This window comes from Oceanicaulis sp. (genome assembly GCF_965249665.1).
Classification (GTDB): Bacteria; Pseudomonadota; Alphaproteobacteria; order Caulobacterales; family Maricaulaceae; genus Oceanicaulis.
In genome coordinates, this window is sequence record NZ_OZ252247.1 from 337,239 (window position 1) to 356,562 (window position 19,324).

The 19,324-nt window shown below is 55.4% G+C and carries 20 protein-coding genes; 13 read left to right on the forward strand and 7 right to left on the reverse strand.

Features of this window, described 5'->3' with window-relative positions; genetic code table 11:
- The first annotated feature begins 107 nt into the window (after window positions 1-107).
- Window positions 108-1,130 (forward strand): threonine aldolase family protein, encoded by a 1,023-nt coding sequence (locus ACP154_RS01725; protein ID WP_421857409.1) that lies wholly within the window; start codon window positions 108-110, stop codon window positions 1,128-1,130.
- Here the strand turns inward: ACP154_RS01725 and ACP154_RS01730 are convergent.
- Complete coding sequence (locus ACP154_RS01730; RefSeq protein WP_107711390.1) at window positions 1,127-1,636, reverse strand: response regulator; 510 nt, start codon at window positions 1,634-1,636, stop codon at window positions 1,127-1,129. The two genes, ACP154_RS01725 and ACP154_RS01730, sit on opposite strands and share 4 nt — an antisense overlap.
- 176 nt (window positions 1,637-1,812) lie before the next feature.
- Here ACP154_RS01730 and uvrB point away from each other — a divergent pair, with 176 nt between their 5' ends.
- From uvrB to ACP154_RS01745, 3 genes are read left to right on the forward strand one after another with little or no spacing between them, the layout of a single operon-like run.
- Complete coding sequence (gene uvrB, locus ACP154_RS01735; protein ID WP_421861413.1) at window positions 1,813-3,945, forward strand: excinuclease ABC subunit UvrB; 2,133 nt, start codon at window positions 1,813-1,815, stop codon at window positions 3,943-3,945.
- A gap of 42 nt (window positions 3,946-3,987) precedes the next feature.
- A complete protein-coding gene (locus tag ACP154_RS01740) occupies window positions 3,988-4,983 on the forward strand; it encodes a thymidylate synthase (protein ID WP_421857407.1) in 996 nt (331 codons plus the stop codon).
- Window positions 4,980-5,909 carry a hypothetical protein gene (locus ACP154_RS01745; protein ID WP_421857405.1) on the forward strand — a complete coding sequence of 310 codons (930 nt, stop codon included), beginning with the start codon at window positions 4,980-4,982 and terminating at the stop codon, window positions 5,907-5,909. The genes ACP154_RS01740 and ACP154_RS01745 overlap by 4 nt, the downstream gene beginning before the upstream one ends.
- On the opposite strand, the gene ACP154_RS01750 is transcribed toward ACP154_RS01745, so the two are convergent.
- The gene (locus ACP154_RS01750) at window positions 5,910-6,995 is read right to left on the reverse strand and encodes an ImmA/IrrE family metallo-endopeptidase (protein WP_421857403.1); all 1,086 of its coding nucleotides are present in this window, start codon (window positions 6,993-6,995) and stop codon (window positions 5,910-5,912) included.
- The gene (locus ACP154_RS01755; protein WP_421857401.1) at window positions 6,988-7,305 is read right to left on the reverse strand and encodes a hypothetical protein; all 318 of its coding nucleotides are present in this window, start codon (window positions 7,303-7,305) and stop codon (window positions 6,988-6,990) included. Before ACP154_RS01755 ends, ACP154_RS01750 begins: the two co-directional genes overlap by 8 nt.
- Window positions 7,306-7,495: 190 nt before the next feature.
- Here ACP154_RS01755 and ACP154_RS01760 point away from each other — a divergent pair, with 190 nt between their 5' ends.
- The 9 genes from ACP154_RS01760 to ACP154_RS01800 all read left to right on the forward strand — a co-directional run bounded on the left by ACP154_RS01760 (window position 7,496) and on the right by ACP154_RS01800 (window position 16,152).
- Window positions 7,496-8,170 carry a helix-turn-helix domain-containing protein gene (locus ACP154_RS01760; protein ID WP_421857399.1) on the forward strand — a complete coding sequence of 225 codons (675 nt, stop codon included), beginning with the start codon at window positions 7,496-7,498 and terminating at the stop codon, window positions 8,168-8,170.
- Between the two features lie 294 nt (window positions 8,171-8,464).
- Complete coding sequence (locus ACP154_RS01765) at window positions 8,465-9,841, forward strand: glycosyltransferase (protein ID WP_421857397.1); 1,377 nt, start codon at window positions 8,465-8,467, stop codon at window positions 9,839-9,841.
- A gap of 62 nt (window positions 9,842-9,903) precedes the next feature.
- Window positions 9,904-10,671, forward strand: a complete 768-nt coding sequence (gene rfbF / locus ACP154_RS01770) for a glucose-1-phosphate cytidylyltransferase (RefSeq protein WP_421857395.1) — start codon at window positions 9,904-9,906, stop codon at window positions 10,669-10,671.
- A 5-nt stretch (window positions 10,672-10,676) separates the two neighbouring features.
- A complete protein-coding gene (rfbG, locus tag ACP154_RS01775) occupies window positions 10,677-11,726 on the forward strand; it encodes a CDP-glucose 4,6-dehydratase (RefSeq protein ID WP_421857393.1) in 1,050 nt (349 codons plus the stop codon).
- Entirely contained in the window at window positions 11,723-12,271 is a 549-nt protein-coding gene (rfbC, locus tag ACP154_RS01780; protein ID WP_421857391.1) for a dTDP-4-dehydrorhamnose 3,5-epimerase, read from the forward strand. Before rfbG ends, rfbC begins: the two co-directional genes overlap by 4 nt.
- On the forward strand, window positions 12,268-13,488 hold the full coding sequence (locus ACP154_RS01785) for a class I SAM-dependent methyltransferase (protein WP_421857389.1): 1,221 nt from the start codon (window positions 12,268-12,270) through the stop codon (window positions 13,486-13,488). The genes rfbC and ACP154_RS01785 overlap by 4 nt, the downstream gene beginning before the upstream one ends.
- Window positions 13,489-13,491: 3 nt before the next feature.
- A complete protein-coding gene (locus ACP154_RS01790; RefSeq protein WP_421857387.1) occupies window positions 13,492-14,337 on the forward strand; it encodes an NAD-dependent epimerase/dehydratase family protein in 846 nt (281 codons plus the stop codon).
- A 56-nt stretch (window positions 14,338-14,393) separates the two neighbouring features.
- On the forward strand, window positions 14,394-15,404 hold the full coding sequence (locus ACP154_RS01795) for a class I SAM-dependent methyltransferase (RefSeq protein ID WP_421857385.1): 1,011 nt from the start codon (window positions 14,394-14,396) through the stop codon (window positions 15,402-15,404).
- The gene (locus ACP154_RS01800) at window positions 15,391-16,152 is read left to right on the forward strand and encodes a cephalosporin hydroxylase family protein (protein ID WP_421857383.1); all 762 of its coding nucleotides are present in this window, start codon (window positions 15,391-15,393) and stop codon (window positions 16,150-16,152) included. The genes ACP154_RS01795 and ACP154_RS01800 overlap by 14 nt, the downstream gene beginning before the upstream one ends.
- 205 nt (window positions 16,153-16,357) lie before the next feature.
- Here the strand turns inward: ACP154_RS01800 and ACP154_RS01805 are convergent, their stop codons facing one another.
- The 4 genes from ACP154_RS01805 to ACP154_RS01820 all read right to left on the reverse strand — a co-directional run bounded on the left by ACP154_RS01805 (window position 16,358) and on the right by ACP154_RS01820 (window position 19,278).
- On the reverse strand, window positions 16,358-17,695 hold the full coding sequence (locus ACP154_RS01805) for an ATP-binding protein (protein ID WP_421857381.1): 1,338 nt from the start codon (window positions 17,693-17,695) through the stop codon (window positions 16,358-16,360).
- The gene (locus ACP154_RS01810; protein WP_421857379.1) at window positions 17,676-18,386 is read right to left on the reverse strand and encodes a response regulator; all 711 of its coding nucleotides are present in this window, start codon (window positions 18,384-18,386) and stop codon (window positions 17,676-17,678) included. The genes ACP154_RS01805 and ACP154_RS01810 overlap by 20 nt, the downstream gene beginning before the upstream one ends.
- A 62-nt stretch (window positions 18,387-18,448) precedes the next feature.
- Window positions 18,449-18,751, reverse strand: coding sequence for a hypothetical protein (locus tag ACP154_RS01815; RefSeq protein ID WP_107711406.1), 303 nt, complete (start codon window positions 18,749-18,751; stop codon window positions 18,449-18,451).
- A 395-nt stretch (window positions 18,752-19,146) separates the two neighbouring features.
- Complete coding sequence (locus ACP154_RS01820; RefSeq protein WP_421857377.1) at window positions 19,147-19,278, reverse strand: hypothetical protein; 132 nt, start codon at window positions 19,276-19,278, stop codon at window positions 19,147-19,149.
- Between the last annotated feature and the right edge of the window lie 46 nt (window positions 19,279-19,324).

Sequence of the window (19,324 nt, forward strand, 5' to 3'; positions counted from 1 at the left end):
CTCTTGAGCAGCCCGTACGGTTATGCAGAGCGCACCTGAGTGCGCCCTGTTCATATCGCCAAGATCAGATCATTGACGGGGCTGACAGATTGCGGCTCATTGGCTGCATGAATTTTCTGTCTGACACCACCGCTCCCGCCCATCCTGCGCTACTGAATGCGCTTGCAAAAGCAAATGAAGGCTTTGCGCCCAGCTATGGCGCCGACCCGGTCAGCCAGGCCGTGAAGCAGCAGCTTTGCGACCTGTTTGACACTGAGCTTGAGGTGGTCTTCACGGTGTCCGGGACGGCGTCCAACGCCCTGGCGCTGTCGGTCTTGTGTCCGCCGGACGCCATGGTGCTGTGCCATGACGAAGCGCACATCCATCGCGATGAACGCGGTGCGCCGGAGTTTTTCACCCGCGGCGCCAAATTGCTGCCGCTGGCGGGCGAGCACGCCAAAATTCACCCGCAGGCGCTGGCCAACACTTTGAAGCAATGGCCCAGTGATTTCGTCCATGCCACGCCGCCCGCCGTGCTCAGCCTGTCCCAGCTGAATGAGTCAGGCTGCGCCTATACGCTGGACGAGCTCGATAGGCTGATCGAGCAGGCTAAAGGGCGCGATCTGCATGTTCACATGGATGGCGCGCGTTTCTCGAACGCGCTGGTCTCGCTGAGCTGTACGCCTGCGGAGATGACCTGGAAGCGCGGCGTGGACGCGCTGAGCCTCGGCGCCACCAAGAACGGCGTCATGGCCAGTGAAGCGATCATCCTGTTCCCGTCCGTAACGGACCGCCTGCCCCAGCTGCTCGCCAATCAGAAACGCGCCGGCTTGATGCTCCCCAAGATGCGCTATGTCTCCGCCCAGATGGGCGCCTGGCTGGAGAAGGGGCTCTGGCTGGATCTGGCGAGGCAGGCCAACGCCGCCGCGAAGCGTCTGTCCGACGGGCTGGCGACCGTGGAGGGTGCAGAGCTGGTGCATCCGACTGACGGCAATGAAGTCTTTATTCGTCTGGAGGACGCACTCGCCGCTCATCTGCGCGAGGCGGGCGCCGGATTTTACAGCTGGCCGGACGGTTCGGCCCGTTTCGTGACAAGCTGGTGTACGACAGATGCAGACATCAGCGCCTTGCTGGACGCCGCGCAGGCCTAGCCCTTGCCCTCTTCCTTGTCGCCAATCCGACGGTAGGGACCGGCATAGCGCGGATCCTGGCGGCGGCGGCGGTCGGGACCGAAATAGCCCGGCGTCTTCACAAAGCGCCGCGGCTTTTCGATCAGGGTCACCAGGCGATTGTACAGATCCACCGGTCGGACGGGCTTGGCGAGATACTCGTTCACGCCGGCATTGATCGCTTCGAAGACTTTCGAGCGGTCGGTATGGCCCGACACCATAACGATCGGCAAATACTTGTTGGGGCTGTCGGAGGCGGTGCGGATCAGCCGGGTGAACTCCAGCCCGTCCACATCGCCGAGCATGTAATCCACCAGCGCCAGATCCGGATTGGCGTTGCGCATCAGCTCGAACGCATCCGCGGCATCTCGGGTTTCGATCACCGAGCGCACCCCGAAGCCCTGCAGAATCGTGCGCAGGATCGAGGACATATGGGCGTTATCCTCAACGATAAGCACCCGGATTCGTTCAAAACTGCCTTGAGACATGGCGCTTTAGCGACCCTGCTGATTGACGTCCGTGACCAGCACCTTGCCTCACAAACGGTTAAACAAGACTTGCAGCTCCGCGCCCCCTGTTCAACCCGTTGCAGCGCCCCCATATTGCCCTCATGCCCAAGCTGACCCGTGATGATAGCGCCCTCGCCCCGCAAGGCGTCGAGGACATGGCCCAGGCCGATTTCGTGCTGGACAAACCCGTGTCCGGATCCATCAAGGATCCGCTGAGCCTGCCTGCGAACTGGACCCCGCACCGCCCTGACCGCCCGGACAAATCGGAGGGGGGGCAGAAATTCCAGATGGTGTCCGACTATGAACCCGCCGGCGATCAGCCCCAGGCCATCGCGGAGCTGGTGGAGGGGGTCAATCAGTCGGAGAAGGACCAGGTTCTCCTCGGAGTCACCGGCTCCGGCAAGACTTTCACCATGGCGAAAGTAATTGAAAACGTTCAGCGCCCCGCTTTGATCCTGGCGCCGAACAAAACCCTGGCCGCCCAGTTATACGGCGAGTTCAAGGCGTATTTTCCCCATAATGCGGTGGAGTATTTCGTCTCCTACTACGACTACTACCAGCCCGAAGCCTATGTGCCGCGCACGGACACCTTCATCGAGAAGGAGTCCACCATCAACGAGGCCATCGACCGGATGCGCCACGCCGCCACCCGCGCGATCCTGGAGCGCGACGACGTCATCATCGTCGCCTCGGTGAGCTGCATTTACGGCATCGGCTCGGTTGAGACCTACACCGCCATGGTATTCGATCTCGAGGTGGGGGCGGAGAAAGACCCCCGCCAGGTCATGCGCGATCTCGTCTCGCTGCAATACACAAGAAACGACGCCGCCTTCCAGCGCGGCACCTTCCGGCTGCGCGGCGATGTGCTGGAGATCTTCCCCGCCCACTATGACGCCCGCGCCTGGCGCATCAGCTTTTTCGGCGACGAGATCGAGTCCATCACCGAGTTCGACGCCCTCACCGGCCATCCGATCAGCACGCTTGAGAAGGTCCGCGTCTACGCGAACTCGCACTATGTCACCCCCCGCCCGACGCTGAACCAGGCCATTGTCAGCATCAAAAAGGAGCTGCAGGAGCGCCTGGAATGGATGGAGGCCAACGGCAAGCTGCTCGAAGCCCAGCGCCTGCAACAGCGCACCGAGTTTGACCTTGAAATGCTCGAAGCCACCGGCTCGTGCATGGGGATCGAGAACTATTCGCGCTATCTCACCGGCCGCAAACCCGGCGAGCCGCCCCCCACCATGTTTGAATACATGCCCGACAACGCGCTGGTCTTCATCGACGAAAGCCATGTCACCGTGCCCCAGCTCGGCGCCATGTACAAAGGCGACTTCAGCCGCAAGCGCACCCTGGCCGAGCACGGCTTCCGCCTGCCCTCCTGCCTCGATAACCGCCCCCTCAAATTTGAGGAATGGGAGGCCATGCGCCCGCAGACCCTGCACGTCTCCGCCACGCCCGGAAAGTGGGAGCTGAACCAGACCGGCGGCGTGTTCACCGAACAGGTGATCCGCCCCACCGGCCTGATCGACCCGCCGGTGGAAGTGCGCCCGGTGCAGACCGACACCTCATCCCAGGTCGATGACATTATCGAGGAAGCGCGCAAAACCGCCGAAGCGGGCTTCCGCACCCTCATCACCACCCTGACCAAGAAAATGGCCGAGGACCTCACCGAATACATGCATGAGCAGGGGCTGAAGGTCCGCTACATGCATTCCGATATCGACACGGTGGAGCGGATCGAGCTGATCCGCGATCTGCGTCTGGGCGAATACGACGTCCTGGTCGGCATCAACTTGCTTCGCGAGGGCCTCGACATCCCCGAATGCGGCCTTGTGGGCATTCTTGATGCAGACAAGGAAGGCTTCCTGCGCTCTGAAACCAGCCTCGTCCAAACCATTGGCCGCGCGGCGCGGAACGCCGACGCCCGGGTGATCCTTTACGCCGACCGCATCACCGGCTCCATGGAGCGGGCGATGGAGGAGACCGAGCGCCGCCGCGAGAAACAGATCGCCCACAATCTCGAGCACGGCATCACCCCGCGCACCGTCACCCGCGGCGTCAGCGATATCCTGCAAGGCGTGATGGAGGAAACCGCCAAGGGCCGCGGGAAAAAGCGGGACAAAAAACGCTTGACGGTTGCAGAAGAGCAAGCTTCCTTTGAACCGAACAATCTCAAGGCCACGATCGCGGATCTTGAGAAACGCATGAGAGAGGCGGCAGCAAACCTTGAATTCGAGGAAGCTGCAGAACTTAGAGACCAAATAAAAAATTTAAACAAAGATCAATGAATAAAAATTCAAATACAAAGATCAGAATACAAAGAGGAAAAATTGAATTTTACTGACAATAGCTTGGACGATCTACTTAGAAAAGTATTAACTAGGCTATTGAAGGTCCGCTCTGTCGTATCCCCCACAAAAGGCCCCAACAGGGAGCTTTTGGCATGCAATCTAACGCTCAACAACCCTCGAAATCGTTTAAGCCGTTCAAACTCAAAAAATACTTTAGCCAGCTGCTTAGGTGAATTTATTTGGTATATGTCTAAGTCCGATCGACTAAAGGACATACAATACTACATTCCGATTTATGATAAATTTTCCGATGATGGCTTAATAGTATATGGCGCGTACGGACCTCGCATTTTTTATAGAAACGGGTACGATCAATTATCATTTGTGATAGAAAAACTGACGAGAAAACCCAATACACGCAAAGCTATCATTCAAATATTCGATCCCGTGGACTCTCTGCAAGACCACAAGGACATCCCATGCACCTGTAGCCTTCAATTTTTTATACGCGGGCACTCCTTACATCTCATCACCCATATGAGATCCAACGATGCCTATAAAGGACTGCCTCACGATATCTTTTGCTTCACAATGATTCAGGAAATAGTTGCAAACGCCCTTGGGAAAAAGCTTGGAAAGTATCATCACCTTGTCGGAAGCCTTCATCTATACGAGGATGATATCGAAAGCGCACAAAGCTACCTGAATGAAGGCTGGCAATCGATAAAAGAGATGCCAAGTATGCCAGCAGGAAATCAACTGACTGCCATTTCAGCATTCACCGATTACGCCAATAAAATACGAAATGGAAATTACGAGAACCACAAAGAAAGTGAACTTGATGACTATTGGTCTGATTTGGTTCAGATTCTTAAGATAATTGATATATTTAAACAAGGTCTTTCAAAGATGCAAACACTAAGAGAGGCTTTAGAAGTAAAAGAATATATTTCCACATCCTATTATGATTCATACCTTGGCAGAAGAGTGAGAAATATATCACACAAAGAGGAAAATGAAGGAGGGTTGTTTTGAAGGGACTTAGTAAAAAAGATAAAGTTCGTTTTCAAGAAATTCAGTCTTCATTGCTGAAATTTGATAACACCTGTAAAAAGCTTCCTGGAATACATAAGCAGCGCTATCGCGAATGCCTTATTTATCAATTGATTGATAGCATAAGAAGAATTGAGTACGTCCAGACATTCTACGAACGGGATATAAGTCCTTTACGGGCAGACCCAAGATCCGATCTATTTGATCCCCTCAAAGCAGCAGCTCTACACGCTCAAAAAGGGAATCATGATGAAGCGTGCTGGCTTGTATTCTTAGCAACCCACTTTGGTAAGCACATACGCAAGGGATGGATTCTGACTTCAGTTGTATACGGTGCACTTGGCAACCACTTATGGGACTGGAAGACCTCTTCGCTAGATTCACAAAAGATATCAGACTGGATCTCAAATAATTCAGAAGCTATTCTAGATGTCACTGGGTCAAATTGCTTTAGCAACCATAGAAAATATGAGTCCCTTAAAACGACACCCAAAGCTATCAAATCGTATATTGATTGGATCAATTCAAATAATTCACACAGAGATCTAATAAGAATCTCACATGACAAGGTAGGGCAGAACCCGCATGACGTTTTCGATTATCTATACCGCGATATGAAAGTTTACCGATTTGGGAGATTGGGAAAGTTTGACTACTTAACTATGATTGGGAAATTGGGGCTAGCCCCTATAAGCCCCGGAAAAACATATATGACAGGAGCAACCGGCCCTAGACCTGGAGCACAACTACTTTTTAACGGTAACACTGATAAAGCTATACCACCTGTTAAATTGGATGTGTGGTTAAGCGAGCTGGGCGAGAAATGCGATCTTACCATGCAAGTACTAGAAGATGCGCTTTGTAATTGGCAGAAATCTCCCGAACAGTACGTACTGTTTAGAGGATGATTAAAACATTTTATTCTTAAGTTTATTAAAATGTGAGAAAGGGATAGACTTATGATGCTGCAACTGGCCGACCACCACACCAGGTGTAACACCGCAAGAACGCGCCGTTTTCATGATAAGTCTAACCTTTTGTATGGCACTTTTATTCCGCAAATTTTCGATTAATTTATGCAATTGATCCATGGGCACTAACAAATGTTGAGCATATGAATTTGCCTCGGCCTCTAATGCTCCATCATTTGATAGATCTGAATCTATAAAGCCCTCTCGCCAATCATGTAGCAGAACGTGCCCCAATTCATGAAAGAATGAAAACCAAAACTGATCGTCAGTTTTGTATCTAGTGGTTAAAATTATAAGGGGACGAGCATCATCACACGATACAACAGCACCGCTAACATAACAGCCTGCAGGAGCATCCTGAAGTACAAAACGGATTCCTGCACATGCTAAAAACTTCTTCAATGAAGACAAAACTAAATGTGTGTCTTTTTCTAGTACGAGCTCTCTCAAACTAGGCACCAATTCAAGTGCCCTGCTATGATCATACACGTTCACATTTTGGAACATCGCAGATTTTTTAGATATAGCTATCCAAGCAGATAAAGCATGGTTATCATGCCCTGCCTCTTTATTCCTTCTGAATGCGACGTGTTCTGGCAACTTTCCAGGACCCTCATCCCACTCGCCCAAGTCTGAAATCTCAAAAAGACTAAATAAATAACCTAGCTTTTCAGAATTCTTTCGGCTTTTTGGAAGCCATGATTTTTTTGAAATTTCATTATAATTGAATTGAGATAGCCATTGTCGATAGCTTTTCACATCGCTTTCAATTAAACTCTCAAGTTTATTTGAATAATCCTCCTGTAGCTTTATCCAGAAGGATTCTGAACCGCCTAAATATTCTGACAATCTCGATGCAGCACTTTCGTTAATCGATTCAATCCCCATCAGGAATGCTTTTGCCCACTCAATTTGTTCAATATTAGCCCCCAAGAAACTGTCGATAGACTCCTCTCGCTGATCCAAAAGGTCCAAAACAGTTTCTGATGGGTGCACCACCCAATCAGTATCAAGGTTACTCATCTTCACCCCTTCTGATTTTTGTGATGTGAAGCCGTTGCATCGTTTGCCATTCCGCTAAGCGAGGCGGATTCAATTCATTTGAATGCCCAGAAATAGCATGCATCCATATTCCCTGAGCTGCAGAAATGATCAACTCATCCTCCTGCAACTCAGGCGGAGGTGGTGGTAAATCATTCAAGGTTTCAGCAGCTTCCAGCTGTGCAATGCGAGCGAGAAACCTTTTGCTCCTAGACGCTCCGAAGGCAGCCCTGTTTCTTGCAGCGCTCTCAACAATGTCTCTGAGCTGCTTTGTTTTGAATGTCAGTTCCAAATAAGACAGCCTCACATGCCTGATTTTAAAACTCTTTAGCTTGTGTTGCGTCTTTGTGAAAAGCCTGAAAAGCGAGTTTTCAGTTGGATATCATGATTTTTCCTCTCAGAAACAACAATCAATCCACTTTGAGGGGCCTCTCAACGCCACCCTATCCCCCACCCCGTCCTCACCCCCTATCCTTGCGGGCATGAGCGCTGAGACATCTGACATCACCGATCCGAGGATCGCCCGGGCAAGGGCGATGCGGGAGGCGGGGGTGGAGACCGCCGAGATCGCGCGCGCCTGTGGCGTAGGGGTGAGCACCATCTATCGCTGGGCCGAGGCCTATGGCTTTCGCGTTTGTGATCTGGAGGCGGCGGCCTGGGCCGCGTCGGGGCGGGGGCTGGGCGCTCCCGTCTCTGATTCAGCTGAAGTCCCGGACGCGCGCAGCGCGAGCCGGGACCTCCATCAGGATACAGCGCCGCACGCGGAGGGCGGCCCCGGATCAAGTCCGGGGGTTCAGTGTGGGACAGAGCGTGAAGAGACCGACGCCCCCGACATCACGCCTGAGCAATGGCGGGCCATGGCGCGGGGGTTGAAACAGCGCGCCCTGCGCCTGACCGAGGCGGGACATCTGCGCCAGGCCGAGCAGGCGCTGCGGCTGGCTGAACGCTATGAGCGGATGCAAAGCGGCGCTGCGCCCGCGCCCGTGGACGCGGAGGAGGACGGCGCGCGCTATTATGACGAGCTCGACGCCCGGCTCGACCGCCTCGCCGCGCATCTGCGCCAGCAGGCCGGGCTGAACCCCGACGAAGACTTCACCCCCGCCCAACGCGCCGCAATGGGCGTCCCGCCCGCGTCGCCGGAAGACGGGGGTGGGTGAGGCGGAGGGAGGCGGAGGGGGGAGAGATCGCAGATCACACGCAGAGAGCGCCCTCAATCCATCTGGAAAAGAGTGATGAAAAGCAACGCACGTCCCACCCTCGCCTTCAGCTGGTCCAGGTCAGGCCCCGTCAGTCCAGCAAGCTCAAGCAGAGTCGACCTTTTCGCCGAAATGAGCTAGGAGTCGCCCACACAATGCTGAGAAGCAGCCGACATCGGGTATTTTATCGCGCACAAAAGAAACTAATTATAGATTCGCCACGCTACGGAATACAGATAATCTTGATTAAAACTGATGATTAAATATTCGATTATAATACCCACCAAAAATCGCGATGTCTATGCCGTCGAGTCCCTACGCTCCGCATTAAGTCTTGATTACAATGATTTTGAAATCATCGTGCACAATTGCAGCACAGTCGACAGCCTGTCAGATAAAATCAAAGCAATCGATCACTGCAACAAGGTGAAATATTTTCACAGACCCGATATTTCTTCGATGACGAAAAATTGGGAAGAGGCGCTCAATCAGGCGTCCGGCCAATATATCTGTGTCATTGGTGACGATGACGCGATTTTACCGGATGCGCTGCTATGGGCTGATTTTTATCAGAGTTTGACCCAGGCAGACATTCTGCGATGCCCCTCAGCCCGGTATAAATGGCCGGATTACCCCTATCCGCCCAGACAAAATACAATCCGGTTTTCTACCGGCACCGATGCAAAGTATGTAGAAAACACGCCCTCTGTCATTGAAAACGCTTACGCGTATAAAACCAGAATAGGCACAGGCCCTAGCGTCTACCGTAATTTTGTATCCAGACATTTGCTGGAAAGAATAAAATCGGCGCGCGGCGCATACATACTGGACATGATCCCCGATTTTGATTCGGGATACATGAATCTGGCCTTCGCCAAAGGATTGCTGGAAATAGAGCGCACTTTGTTTGTTTCTGGTGCGGGCGGTAAAAGCCAATCCGGTCATATCAGGCTGCCCCAAAGCCAAGCCGAAATGTACAAGTCATTTGCGAAGGACGCCAACATCAAGCCCAAGGATGTTAGCGCCATTGAAGGCGTGGCCATTACATCTAACGCTGCAACAATCATTTCAGCCCAGCTGAGGATGCAGCCAGAGCTGGAAAAAATTATCGGGAAGCCGCTTCACTTTAATGCGGAAGGTGCGGTTCAGTATCTTTTGGACAGTGCGGTTGATCGGCATGACGACTCAAACTTTGAAGCAGAGTTAGATCAGATCAGGCAGATCGCGAAAAATTGGTCTGTCAATCTCAAGGCCGAGAGCATCAAAAGCATAAGGAATGACCCCCCCGCTTACGGCATCACGAAAAGTCAGACGAGTGCAGACGGTCTGATCTTCGTCATGAATTGTGACGGGATCGGAGTGAAAAATGTCAAGGACGCCTCTCAACTTGTATATTCAGTTTTGCCGAGCATGCAGTCCATCATGACGCGAGTGGCTCCTCAGAAACTGGGCGCAATTCAGAGCACAATTGCAAAAGCACGCAAGACACAAGCGGAGGCCCTGCTTTCCAGAGATCAGTATGAGGAGGCGGGGATAATTCTGAAGTCACTCCTGAAGGTAGACCCTGAAGACAAATCTGCCTGGACGTTGCTGAAAAAAGTTCAGGAGCAGACTAAGAGTAGCGAGCACTAGGTTCTGTTCGTTTAGAGACCTTACTCTGCAAGCTGTGCGATATACAAACGGTAGTTAATACAATGAAGGTTGTCATTCTAGCGGGTGGTTTGGGCACGCGCATCAGTGAAGAATCCCACCTGAAACCCAAGCCTATGATCGAGATCGGCGGCAAGCCAATCATTTGGCACATCATGAAGCATTATAGCCATTATGGATTTGACGAATTTGTCATCTGTTGTGGTTATAAAGGCTATATGATCAAGGAGTATTTCGCCAACTATATGCTTCATGTCTCAGATGTCACCATTGATTTGCAAAGTGACACGATCAATGTTCATCGCAGTCGCAGCGAAGCTTGGCGCATAACCCTGATCGACACTGGAGAACAATCCATGACAGGCGGTCGCTTGAAGCGTGTGGCGCCCTTTCTGGATGACCGGTTCTTCCTGACCTATGGTGATGGCGTTTCCGATATCGATATCGGGAAGTTGCTCAAGCATCATGAAACTTCCGGATGCGCGACCACTGTGACAGGGATCCAGCCTTTGGGGCGTTTTGGCTCGCTTGAGCTTGATGGCGATCATGTTGTGGGATTCCATGAAAAATTGCCGGGCGACGGGCAATGGATCAATGGCGGATTTTTCGTCTGTGAGCCCAGCGTGCTCGACTTGATAGACGGTGATGATGTGTCCTGGGAGCGCGCGCCGCTGATGGAATTGGCGAAAACACGGCAGTTAAGCGTTTATAAGCATAGCGGTTTCTGGGCCGCGATGGATACCCTGCGCGATAAGCAGCAGCTTGAGGGTCTGTGGGAAACCGGGGCGGCGCCCTGGCAAAGCTGGGCCTAGCCCAGATGAGCTTCTGGTCTCGTCAGCGCGTCCTGATCACCGGCCATACCGGCTTCAAAGGCGCATGGTTGTCAGAACAGCTTCTGATGAAGGGAGCGCGCGTTTTCGGTGCGGCTCTGCCGCCGGAAAGCCAGGACGATTTATTCGTGCGCCTAGGCCACCAACAGCGAGTTGACCATCATATCGTGGACATTCGCGATTACGCGGCCTTGCGTTCGCGTCTGGACGCTGCGCAGCCCGATATCATTCTTCACTTGGCGGCCAGCTCCCTTGTGCGGCGTTCATATCGGGAACCGCTTGAAACCTGGCGCACGAACCTGCTCGGGTCCGTCAATTTGCTCGAGGCGCTCCGAGAGGCGCAGGCCAACTGTCCGGTCGTCATGGTGACCACTGACAAGGTTTACGCCAATGCGGAGACCGATACACCTTTCGACGAATCCGACCCGCTGGGTGGGAATGATCCATATGCGGCTTCCAAGGCGGCAAGCGAGCTGGCCGTCCATAGCTATCGGCAATCCTATTTTACAGAAACAGGCGCGCGTCTGGCGACGGCTCGTGCCGGGAACGTCATCGGTGGCGGTGACTTTGCGGAAGATCGCATAGTGCCCGATTTGGTACGCGCTCTGGCCTCAAAGCAAACTCTGAACTTACGGAACCCTCAGAGCATTCGCCCGTGGCAACATGTGCTTGATCCACTGGCGGGATATCTACAATTGGGTGAAGCATTAGCAGGAGCGGATACGAGAACGTTCCAGCGCGCGCTCAATTTCGGCCCCTTTAAAGAAGAGAGGCGCTCTGTTGCTGACCTGGTGCAGGTGGCCTTGAAGCGGTGGCCAGGGACTACGCAAACTGATTGCGCGAGTTCGGTGATGCCGGAATCCAAGACCTTGAGGCTGAATGCAGACCTCGCAGGCGACCTGCTCGGGTGGCGGCCGCGGTGGGATTTCGAGCGCGCCGTCACCGAGACAATTGACTGGTATCGGCAGGCCCATGAAGGCGCAGATCCGATCGCGCTCACGCAAAACCAGATCCTCGATCATGAGGCTCAGGCGTGAACATCGAACCGTTGTCTATTGCAGGCGCTTATGAAATCACCGCGAGGGTGCATGCCGACCACCGAGGGGAATTCTCTCGTTTCTATTGTGAGTCCACGTTTGCGGAGCATGGGCTCAACACTCATTGGGTGCAGCACAACAGGTCGCTGACAAAAGCAAAAGGCGCAGTTCGCGGCATGCACTTGCAGTATCCGCCGCATGCAGAAATCAAGCTGGTGCAGTGTGTGGCCGGGGCTGTCTTTGACGTGCTTGTGGACTTAAGGGCGAAATCGTCGACTTTCGGACAATGGCAGAGTGTGAGACTGGATGCCTCGCGGCATAATGCGGTTTACATTCCCCATGGCGTTGCACATGGCTTTCAGGCGCTCACCGATGACGCCCGATTAATCTATCTTCATTCCAGCGCTTATACGCCTCAGGTCGAAGGCGGGGTCCGTCATGATGATCCGGATCTGGATATCGCTTGGCCGCTGCCTGTGGGTGAGGTATCGCATAAGGATCGCGCCCTTCCCTCTCTCTCATCTATTCAACCTGTTGAGTTATGACCTTTTCATGCCGTCATTGCGCGTCCCCCGTATCCCTCACGCTGGTTGATCTGGGGCATGCGCCGCCGTCAAACGCCTATATCAATGCGGAAGCGGCCAACTCAGCTGAGCTGACTTTCCCACTCCGGGTGGGGGTGTGTGAAAACTGTTGGCTCGTGCAAACAGAGGATTTCACCGAACGTGAGCGTCTGTTCGCAGCGGATTACGCATACTTCTCGTCGACCTCCACGTCCTGGCTGGCTCATGCGCGTCGTTATTGTGAAACCGCAATAGAGCGGTTTGGTCTGTCAGCCGAGTCGTATGTGATCGAAATCGGTTCGAACGACGGTTACCTGCTGCAGTATATGAAGCAGGCTGGCGTGCCTTGTCTGGGAGTGGAGCCGACGGCCAGCACAGCCGCTGCCGCCCGCGCAGCCGACATCGAGGTGGTTGAAGCGTTCTTTGGCGTCCAGTTGGCTCGTAAACTGGTCGAGCATCGTCGGGCAGACCTGGTCTTGGCCAATAATGTCTACGCCCATGTTCCTGATATTATTGATTTTACGCAAGGGCTGGCACACTTGCTAACGCCTGAAGGCGTGATCAGCCTGGAATTTCCGCATCTTCTGAATCTCATCCGGGACTGTCAGTTTGATACGATCTATCATGAGCATTATTCATACCTGTCCCTGTTGGCCGTAGACCGAATATTCAAGGCATGCGGGTTACGGCTTTTTGATGTAGAGCGCTTGCCTACCCATGGCGGCAGTTTGAGAGTTTGGGGCTGCCTTGAGGGCGCGACCCATATTCAGACCGAGGCGGTCCGGGCCGGGCTCGCTGAGGAACGCGCCGCAGGTCTCGATCGCGCTGAAGGGTATGCGCAGTTCCAGAGTCAGACTGACTCGCGCAAGAATGCCTTCCTCCGGTTTCTGCTAAAGGCGCACAATGAAGGGCGTCGCGTTGCAGGTTATGGTGCAGCAGCCAAGGGCAACACCTTGCTCAACTATGCCGGGGTCAAGCCGGACTTGATGCCTTTTGTTTGTGACGCCGCGCCGTCCAAACAGGGTAAGCTCTTGCCGGGAAGCCATATTCCCATCCGACCGCCTGAAGCGCTTGATCAGAATCCGCCTGATTATCTGGTGATCTTCCCATGGAATATTGCTGATGAGATAGAACGCCAGCTGACGCATTTGAAACGCTATGGTACGCAATTCATCACATCTGACATTGCGGAGAACTGAGCCGTGCGCATTCTGATCACAGGCGCCTCCGGATATGTAGGTCGCGCGCTTCTGCCCTCATTGTCGGGTTCGGGGCATGTCCTGAGATGTGTGGTCCGCGACCCCTCTCAGGCGATCGGTTGCGTTGATGAGCCTGTTGTCTTCCCCGATTTTTTCACGGCTTCGGAGAGCGCGCTCCGCGCGGCCCTGGACGGGGTCGACCTCGTTCTTCATCTGGCCTGGTATGTGGATGCTGAAGACTATCTGCATGCCGCAGATAATCTTCTGTGTGTGTCCGGAACGCTCAGGTTTGCCCATGAAGCTCTCAAGATGGGCGTCAAACGCTTTGTCGGTGTCGGAACCTGCCTGGAATATGATGCCTCTTATGGGTATCTGACCCGACACACCCCGCTCGCGCCTGTTTCGGTTTACGCCTGTGCAAAGGCGAGCGTCTACCAGACGCTCCGCGCCACTTATGACCGTATGGGCGCAGAGTTCGCCTGGGCCCGGCTGTTTCACATTTATGGTGGCCAGGAAGACCCGCGCAGGCTGACGCCGTATTTGCATGCGCGTCTTGCAGCAGGAGAAGCTGTTGACCTGACTTCCGGGCGTCAAATTCGCGACTACATGCGTATCGAAGACGTCGGGGAACAGCTGTCCCGCTTTGCGTTGTCAAAAACGACAGGCGCCGCCAATATCTGCTCAGGTGAACCTGTCACAGTGGCCGATTTCGCGCGACGGATTGCGGCGGAGTATGGTCGAGAGGACTTGTTGCGTTTCGGGGCTCGGCCCGACCGTCCTGGCGATCCCGCCTGCCTTGTGGGTGAACCCTGGAGCGCCTCTCAAGCAGCCCAGGAGAACCGGTTGTGAGCTCAACCCTCCGATCTCTCATTCGCTTTGAAGCGTATCCAGCCTTACAGAACAAGATGTTCGATACCCGGCATGCCGCTTTGAACAGTCTAACCGGAGACATCCATCTGGTCGAATGCCAGCAGACTGGGCTGGTCTATAATGCAGCCTTTGATCCAGATCGTGTGGTCTATGATCAGGATTACGAGAATGATCAAGGCTTTAGCCCGCGTTTTGAAGCCCATCTCAATGACGTCGCTGATCTGATCCTGAAAGAGATGCGCGGGCCCGCCTATGTTGAGATCGGTTGCGGGATGGGGCGCTTCCTGGATGTGCTTCGGGCGCGCGGGGAACGTGTTCGCGGCTATGATCCCGCCTATATTGGCGATGACCGCGACATCGTCAGCGCTTTGTACACCGGACAGGAGCCTCTCGCGGGCAGTCATATCGTGCTCAGACATGTGCTGGAGCATGTGCAGGATCCTGTCGGGTTCTTACAGGCAATCGCTGCGAAGGCTGATCCGGGGACGCTTATTTATATCGAAGTTCCCTGTTTTGACTGGATTTGTGAGGCGCGCGCCTGGTTCGACATCTTTTACGAGCACGTCAACTATTTCAGGATGCATGACTTTCACAACATGTTCGGTCGCGTCTTGTACTGTGATCGTGGATTTGATGGGCAATATCTCCGTGTGGTCTGCGATCTCTCCACCCTCCGCAACCCGACCTGCCAGCCCGACATGGCAGTGCGATTTCCGAAAGACTTCATGCAGGGCGTGCAGCAAGAAGTAAGAACGACGAAGGGGGCTCAGCGCGTGATCTGGGGCGGAGCCTCAAAAGGCGTCATATACGCCCTGATGTGCCAGCGCGCAGGCTGTCCCGTCCATCGGGTCATTGATATCAATCCTGCCAAGCAGGGGCGCTTTCTGGCGTTAACAGGCCTTGAGGTCATGAGCCCTGAGGTCGGGTTGGCGGATCTGCCTGCGGGGACCGAGATTACCGTCATGAATGCGAATTATCTCGATGAAATTCAAAGCCTTGTAGGCGATCAGTATAAGTTGAGAGGCATGTTCAGTGGATCAGTATGAGACCGAAGTCAGCAAACGCCTTCAGGCGATGTCGCAGGACTCCCATCTGGGGTCAGCAGCACAGGCTTTTCTGGAAGCCTCGATTGCGGCCCAATATTCATATAATTTCTGCTGGTTAGGCGTCCCGATTATCCAGTACCCGCAAGACATCATGGCGCTGCAGGAAATTGTCTGGCAGGTGCGCCCGGATGTGATTGTGGAGACCGGTATTGCTCGCGGCGGGTCGTTGAGCTTGTCGGCGTCCTTGTTGGCGCTGCTCGACCTCAGCGAGACAGAAAGCTCCGGTGACCCCCTATCCAGCCGGCGTCGCGTGATCGGTGTCGATATTGATATCCGTCCTCATACCCGGAAGGCCATTGATCACCATCCTTTCAAGGATCGTATTACGATGATTGAGGGATCTTCGGTGGATGCTGATGTGATCGCATCGGTGCGCCAGGCTGTGGGAGACGCGAAGACCGTTCTGGTGTGCCTCGATAGCCATCACGGCCATGATCATGTGCTGAAGGAACTGGAGGCGTATGCTCCCCTCGTTTCAGTCGGCAGCTATTGCATCGTCTTTGATACAGTGATCGACGCGCTTGAAGAGCCGTTACTGTTCGGGCGGCCTTGGGGGGCCGGCGACAACCCGAAAACCGCTGTTGATGCCTGGCTGAAGCATAATGATAAATTTGAGATCAATAAAGAAATGGATCACAAACTTCAGATCAGCGTGGCCACGGGTGGCTATTTGCAACGGAAGAAGTAACAACTCACTTTATATACATTAATCAGCCCTTATTAATGTATAAGCGCAATATATAGCACCAGATCCGGCTGCTTCGGGACGGATTTATCTTTAAGGCCACAGACAGGGGCCGGACGCTGAAGACGGGGCCGGATGAGGTGTTGTAAGGATGCGGGCGCCGCGCATCCCTTCTCGTGCTGACGGACAGAGGGAGACAATCGCGCGTCTAGGCCGGCAGGCTCACCCGGGCGCGCAGACCGCCCAAGGGCGAGTCCTCAAGGCGCAGGTCTCCGCCATGGGCGCGCAGGGTGTCGCGGGCGATGGCGAGGCCGAGGCCCACGCCCTTGCGGTTGGCGTTGCGGCTTTCATCGAGGCGCGAGAACGGTTTGAACGCCTCCTCGCGCTGATCGCCGGGAATGCCGGGGCCGTCATCATCAATCAGGATTTCGATCCGCGCGCCATTGCGGCGGGCGCTCAGGCGCACGGTCCGGGCATGGGCGGCGGCGTTCGACACCAGATTGGAGAGGGCGCGCTTGAGCGCGCTTTCTCGCGCCGGGGCCGTCAGCCCGTCCTCCAGCTCGAGCTCCAGATCCACGCCCTCGCGCGCCGCATCGTCGGCCAGGGTTTCGCACAGGGCGGTGAGGTCGAGCGTATCCGCCTCCTCCCCGGCCTGTCCGCGCGCGAAGGCGAGATATTCCTCAAGCGCGGCCTCCATGTCGGCAAGGTCCCGACGCGCGGCGTCGCGCTCCTCGCTTTGCGGCATCAAGGCGAGCTGCAGGCGCAGGCGCGTCAGCGGGGTGCGCAGATCATGACTGACGCCCGCCAGCAATTGCGTGCGCTGCTCGATATGACGTTTCAGACGCGCGCGCATGTCCAGGAACGCCGCGCTGGCGCGCCGCACTTCGCGGGCGCCGGCGGGCTTGAACCGCTCCACATCCTGGCCTCGGCCGAACGCTTCGGCGGCTTCGGCGAGCTGGCGGATCGGCTTGACCTGATTGCGAATGAACAGGATGGCGACGGTCAGCAAGAGCCCGGTGGCGAGAAACAGCCAGATCAGGAAGATATGACCGGTGGTGGCGAACACCCGGTCACGCACGGCGATGAAGCGCAGCACCCCGCCCTCCACCTGCACCCTTATGTCGACATAAGAAGGGTAGCGCGTGGTGTCGAACCAGAAGGCGTGATCCAGCTCCGCCCCCAGCGCGCTTCGAAGCGTGCGGTCCAGCGCCCGGAAAAACGCCGTGCGGCGCGTGGTGGGCAGGGTGTCGCCCTCGCGATACTCGACGCTGAGATCGGTGGTGGCGAAGGCGAGATTGGCCAGCGCGTCAAACTGTTCGGGGCCGTCGCGCTCATAAAGCCGGACCACCAGCGCCACTTCCCCGGCGACGCTTTCACTCAGGCGCGCGGTGGTCGTCTGCCAGTGCTGCTCGAAAAACGCCCAGGTCACCGCCCCTTGCATGAGCGCGACGGGCAGCACGATGATCAAGAGCGAGCGCTCAAACAGCCCTTTGGGCAGATAGGGTTTGAGGGAAAAGCGCACCGGCCTAGCCTTCAGCGCCGTCATAGACCGGGTCCGCGACCAGCTTGTAGCCCGAGCCGCGGACAGTCTGGATATAGAGCGGGGATTTGGGATCGGTCTCGATCTTGCGCCGCAGCCGGGTGATCTGCACATCCACCGCCCGCTCGCCAGCGCCATTGGCGGCCTGTTCAGACAGCGCCTGGCGCGACACCGCCTCGCCATTGGACCTGGCCAGCGCCGCCAGCAGGGCCGTCTCCCCGCCGGTCAAGCGCACCGAGGCGCCGTTCTGGCTCAGCTGCCCGGCCTCGATTTCGAACCGCCACGGGCCAAACGCCACCGCCGAGGGGCCACGCGTCTGCGGCAGGGCGCGACGCAGGATCGCCTGCACGCGCAACACCAGCTCTTCAGGCTCGAACGGTTTGGCCAGATAATCATCCGCCCCCAGGCTCAGCCCCTTGATACGGTCTTCCGGCTCGCCGCGCGCAGTCAGCAGCAAGATCGGCGTGGCGTCGCTGCGGCGGACAGTTTCGGTGACTTCAAACCCGTCTGCGCCGGGCATCATCACGTCCAGAATGATCAGGTCAAAGCGCATCTGCGCCAGCAAAGACAGAGCTTTCGCCCCATCCGGCGCCGCCGTGACGCGCAATCCGCGCGCGCGCAGGAACTTGGTCAGAAGATCACGAATGCGATCATCATCATCAACGACCAGAATATGGGCGGGGCGCAGATCCGTCATAGGGCGAGACTGCCCAAATCCGGCGGGATTGACCAGTTGCGTTTCTGCGTCTGAAACGCCCGCTAATGCTTCTTGAACGGAGAGCTCATCGCAGTGCCCACGATCGCCACCAGAATGCGCGCCACCATGGTGAAGAACAGCAAGAGGATCGCGCCTTCCTCGATCAGCAGATCCAGCCAGACCTTGTAGCGGACGGGGATGCCGGGGCGCACGATCATCGCCTCCACTTCCTTGGCGCGCTGCACCAGCCAGTCGAGCCCTTCCGGCCATGTGACGCCCATGGCGATCAGCATGATGTAGGACAGGACGAATGACAGAAAAATCGTGAATGTCGCATTGGTCGCGCGCGCGAAGATCAGCCCCATATCGGCCTCCCTCAAAACCGGAGCGTCGCCTCCCCACGGGCGACGCAAAATGACCTTAGCATTGCTTATGGCCCGGGCGCAGCTTTAATTAAGATTGCTTTAACGCCCCGGTTGCGGGGGCCCATTCAATGCTGGGGATGCGAGCCAGCGCCCGGTCGGTCTGGCGCCCAATGCCGTAACTAGGACTAACTGAGTGGCGCTACAAAGCGCACACACGTCACAATCAGGCAATCACCGACCTGAAGCTGCATTCAGCAAGCTCAATAAAGTATGGCTATCATACCGCCATCGCCTCGCCCGAGGCTCGTCGTCCGGATACGCGTCGGGACAGGCGGTGACGGCCGCCGCGACATCACCGGGAGTTACAACTCAGGCCGGAAACCTGAATAAATAAATTACGTGATGACGATTATCGCCGCAATCGCCAAAACGAGAACAGATCCGGCCAAAGATGCGTATAAGACTTTTTCTTGCCAACCCTTGCGTACGGCTTGACGCGCTTCGTTCTTTTCAAGACTCTCAGTCATATCATCTCCTTAATGATCCGTGATGATTTTCACATAGTGTGAAACC

Coding starts and splice junctions, on each gene's coding strand:
- ACP154_RS01765 (WP_421857397.1), top strand. CDS start 8,465: ATGATTAAATATTCGATTATAATACCCACCAAAAATCGCGATGTCTAT.
- ACP154_RS01805 (WP_421857381.1), bottom strand. CDS start 17,695: ATGACGGCGCTGAAGGCTAGGCCGGTGCGCTTTTCCCTCAAACCCTAT.
- ACP154_RS01795 (WP_421857385.1), top strand. CDS start 14,394: ATGTTCGATACCCGGCATGCCGCTTTGAACAGTCTAACCGGAGACATC.
- ACP154_RS01730 (WP_107711390.1), bottom strand. CDS start 1,636: ATGTCTCAAGGCAGTTTTGAACGAATCCGGGTGCTTATCGTTGAGGAT.
- rfbG (WP_421857393.1), top strand. CDS start 10,677: ATGAGCTTCTGGTCTCGTCAGCGCGTCCTGATCACCGGCCATACCGGC.
- ACP154_RS01820 (WP_421857377.1), bottom strand. CDS start 19,278: ATGACTGAGAGTCTTGAAAAGAACGAAGCGCGTCAAGCCGTACGCAAG.
- ACP154_RS01810 (WP_421857379.1), bottom strand. CDS start 18,386: ATGACGGATCTGCGCCCCGCCCATATTCTGGTCGTTGATGATGATGAT.
- ACP154_RS01760 (WP_421857399.1), top strand. CDS start 7,496: ATGAGCGCTGAGACATCTGACATCACCGATCCGAGGATCGCCCGGGCA.
- ACP154_RS01750 (WP_421857403.1), bottom strand. CDS start 6,995: ATGAGTAACCTTGATACTGATTGGGTGGTGCACCCATCAGAAACTGTT.
- uvrB (WP_421861413.1), top strand. CDS start 1,813: ATGGCCCAGGCCGATTTCGTGCTGGACAAACCCGTGTCCGGATCCATC.
- rfbF (WP_421857395.1), top strand. CDS start 9,904: ATGAAGGTTGTCATTCTAGCGGGTGGTTTGGGCACGCGCATCAGTGAA.
- ACP154_RS01725 (WP_421857409.1), top strand. CDS start 108: ATGAATTTTCTGTCTGACACCACCGCTCCCGCCCATCCTGCGCTACTG.
- ACP154_RS01785 (WP_421857389.1), top strand. CDS start 12,268: ATGACCTTTTCATGCCGTCATTGCGCGTCCCCCGTATCCCTCACGCTG.
- ACP154_RS01815 (WP_107711406.1), bottom strand. CDS start 18,751: ATGGGGCTGATCTTCGCGCGCGCGACCAATGCGACATTCACGATTTTT.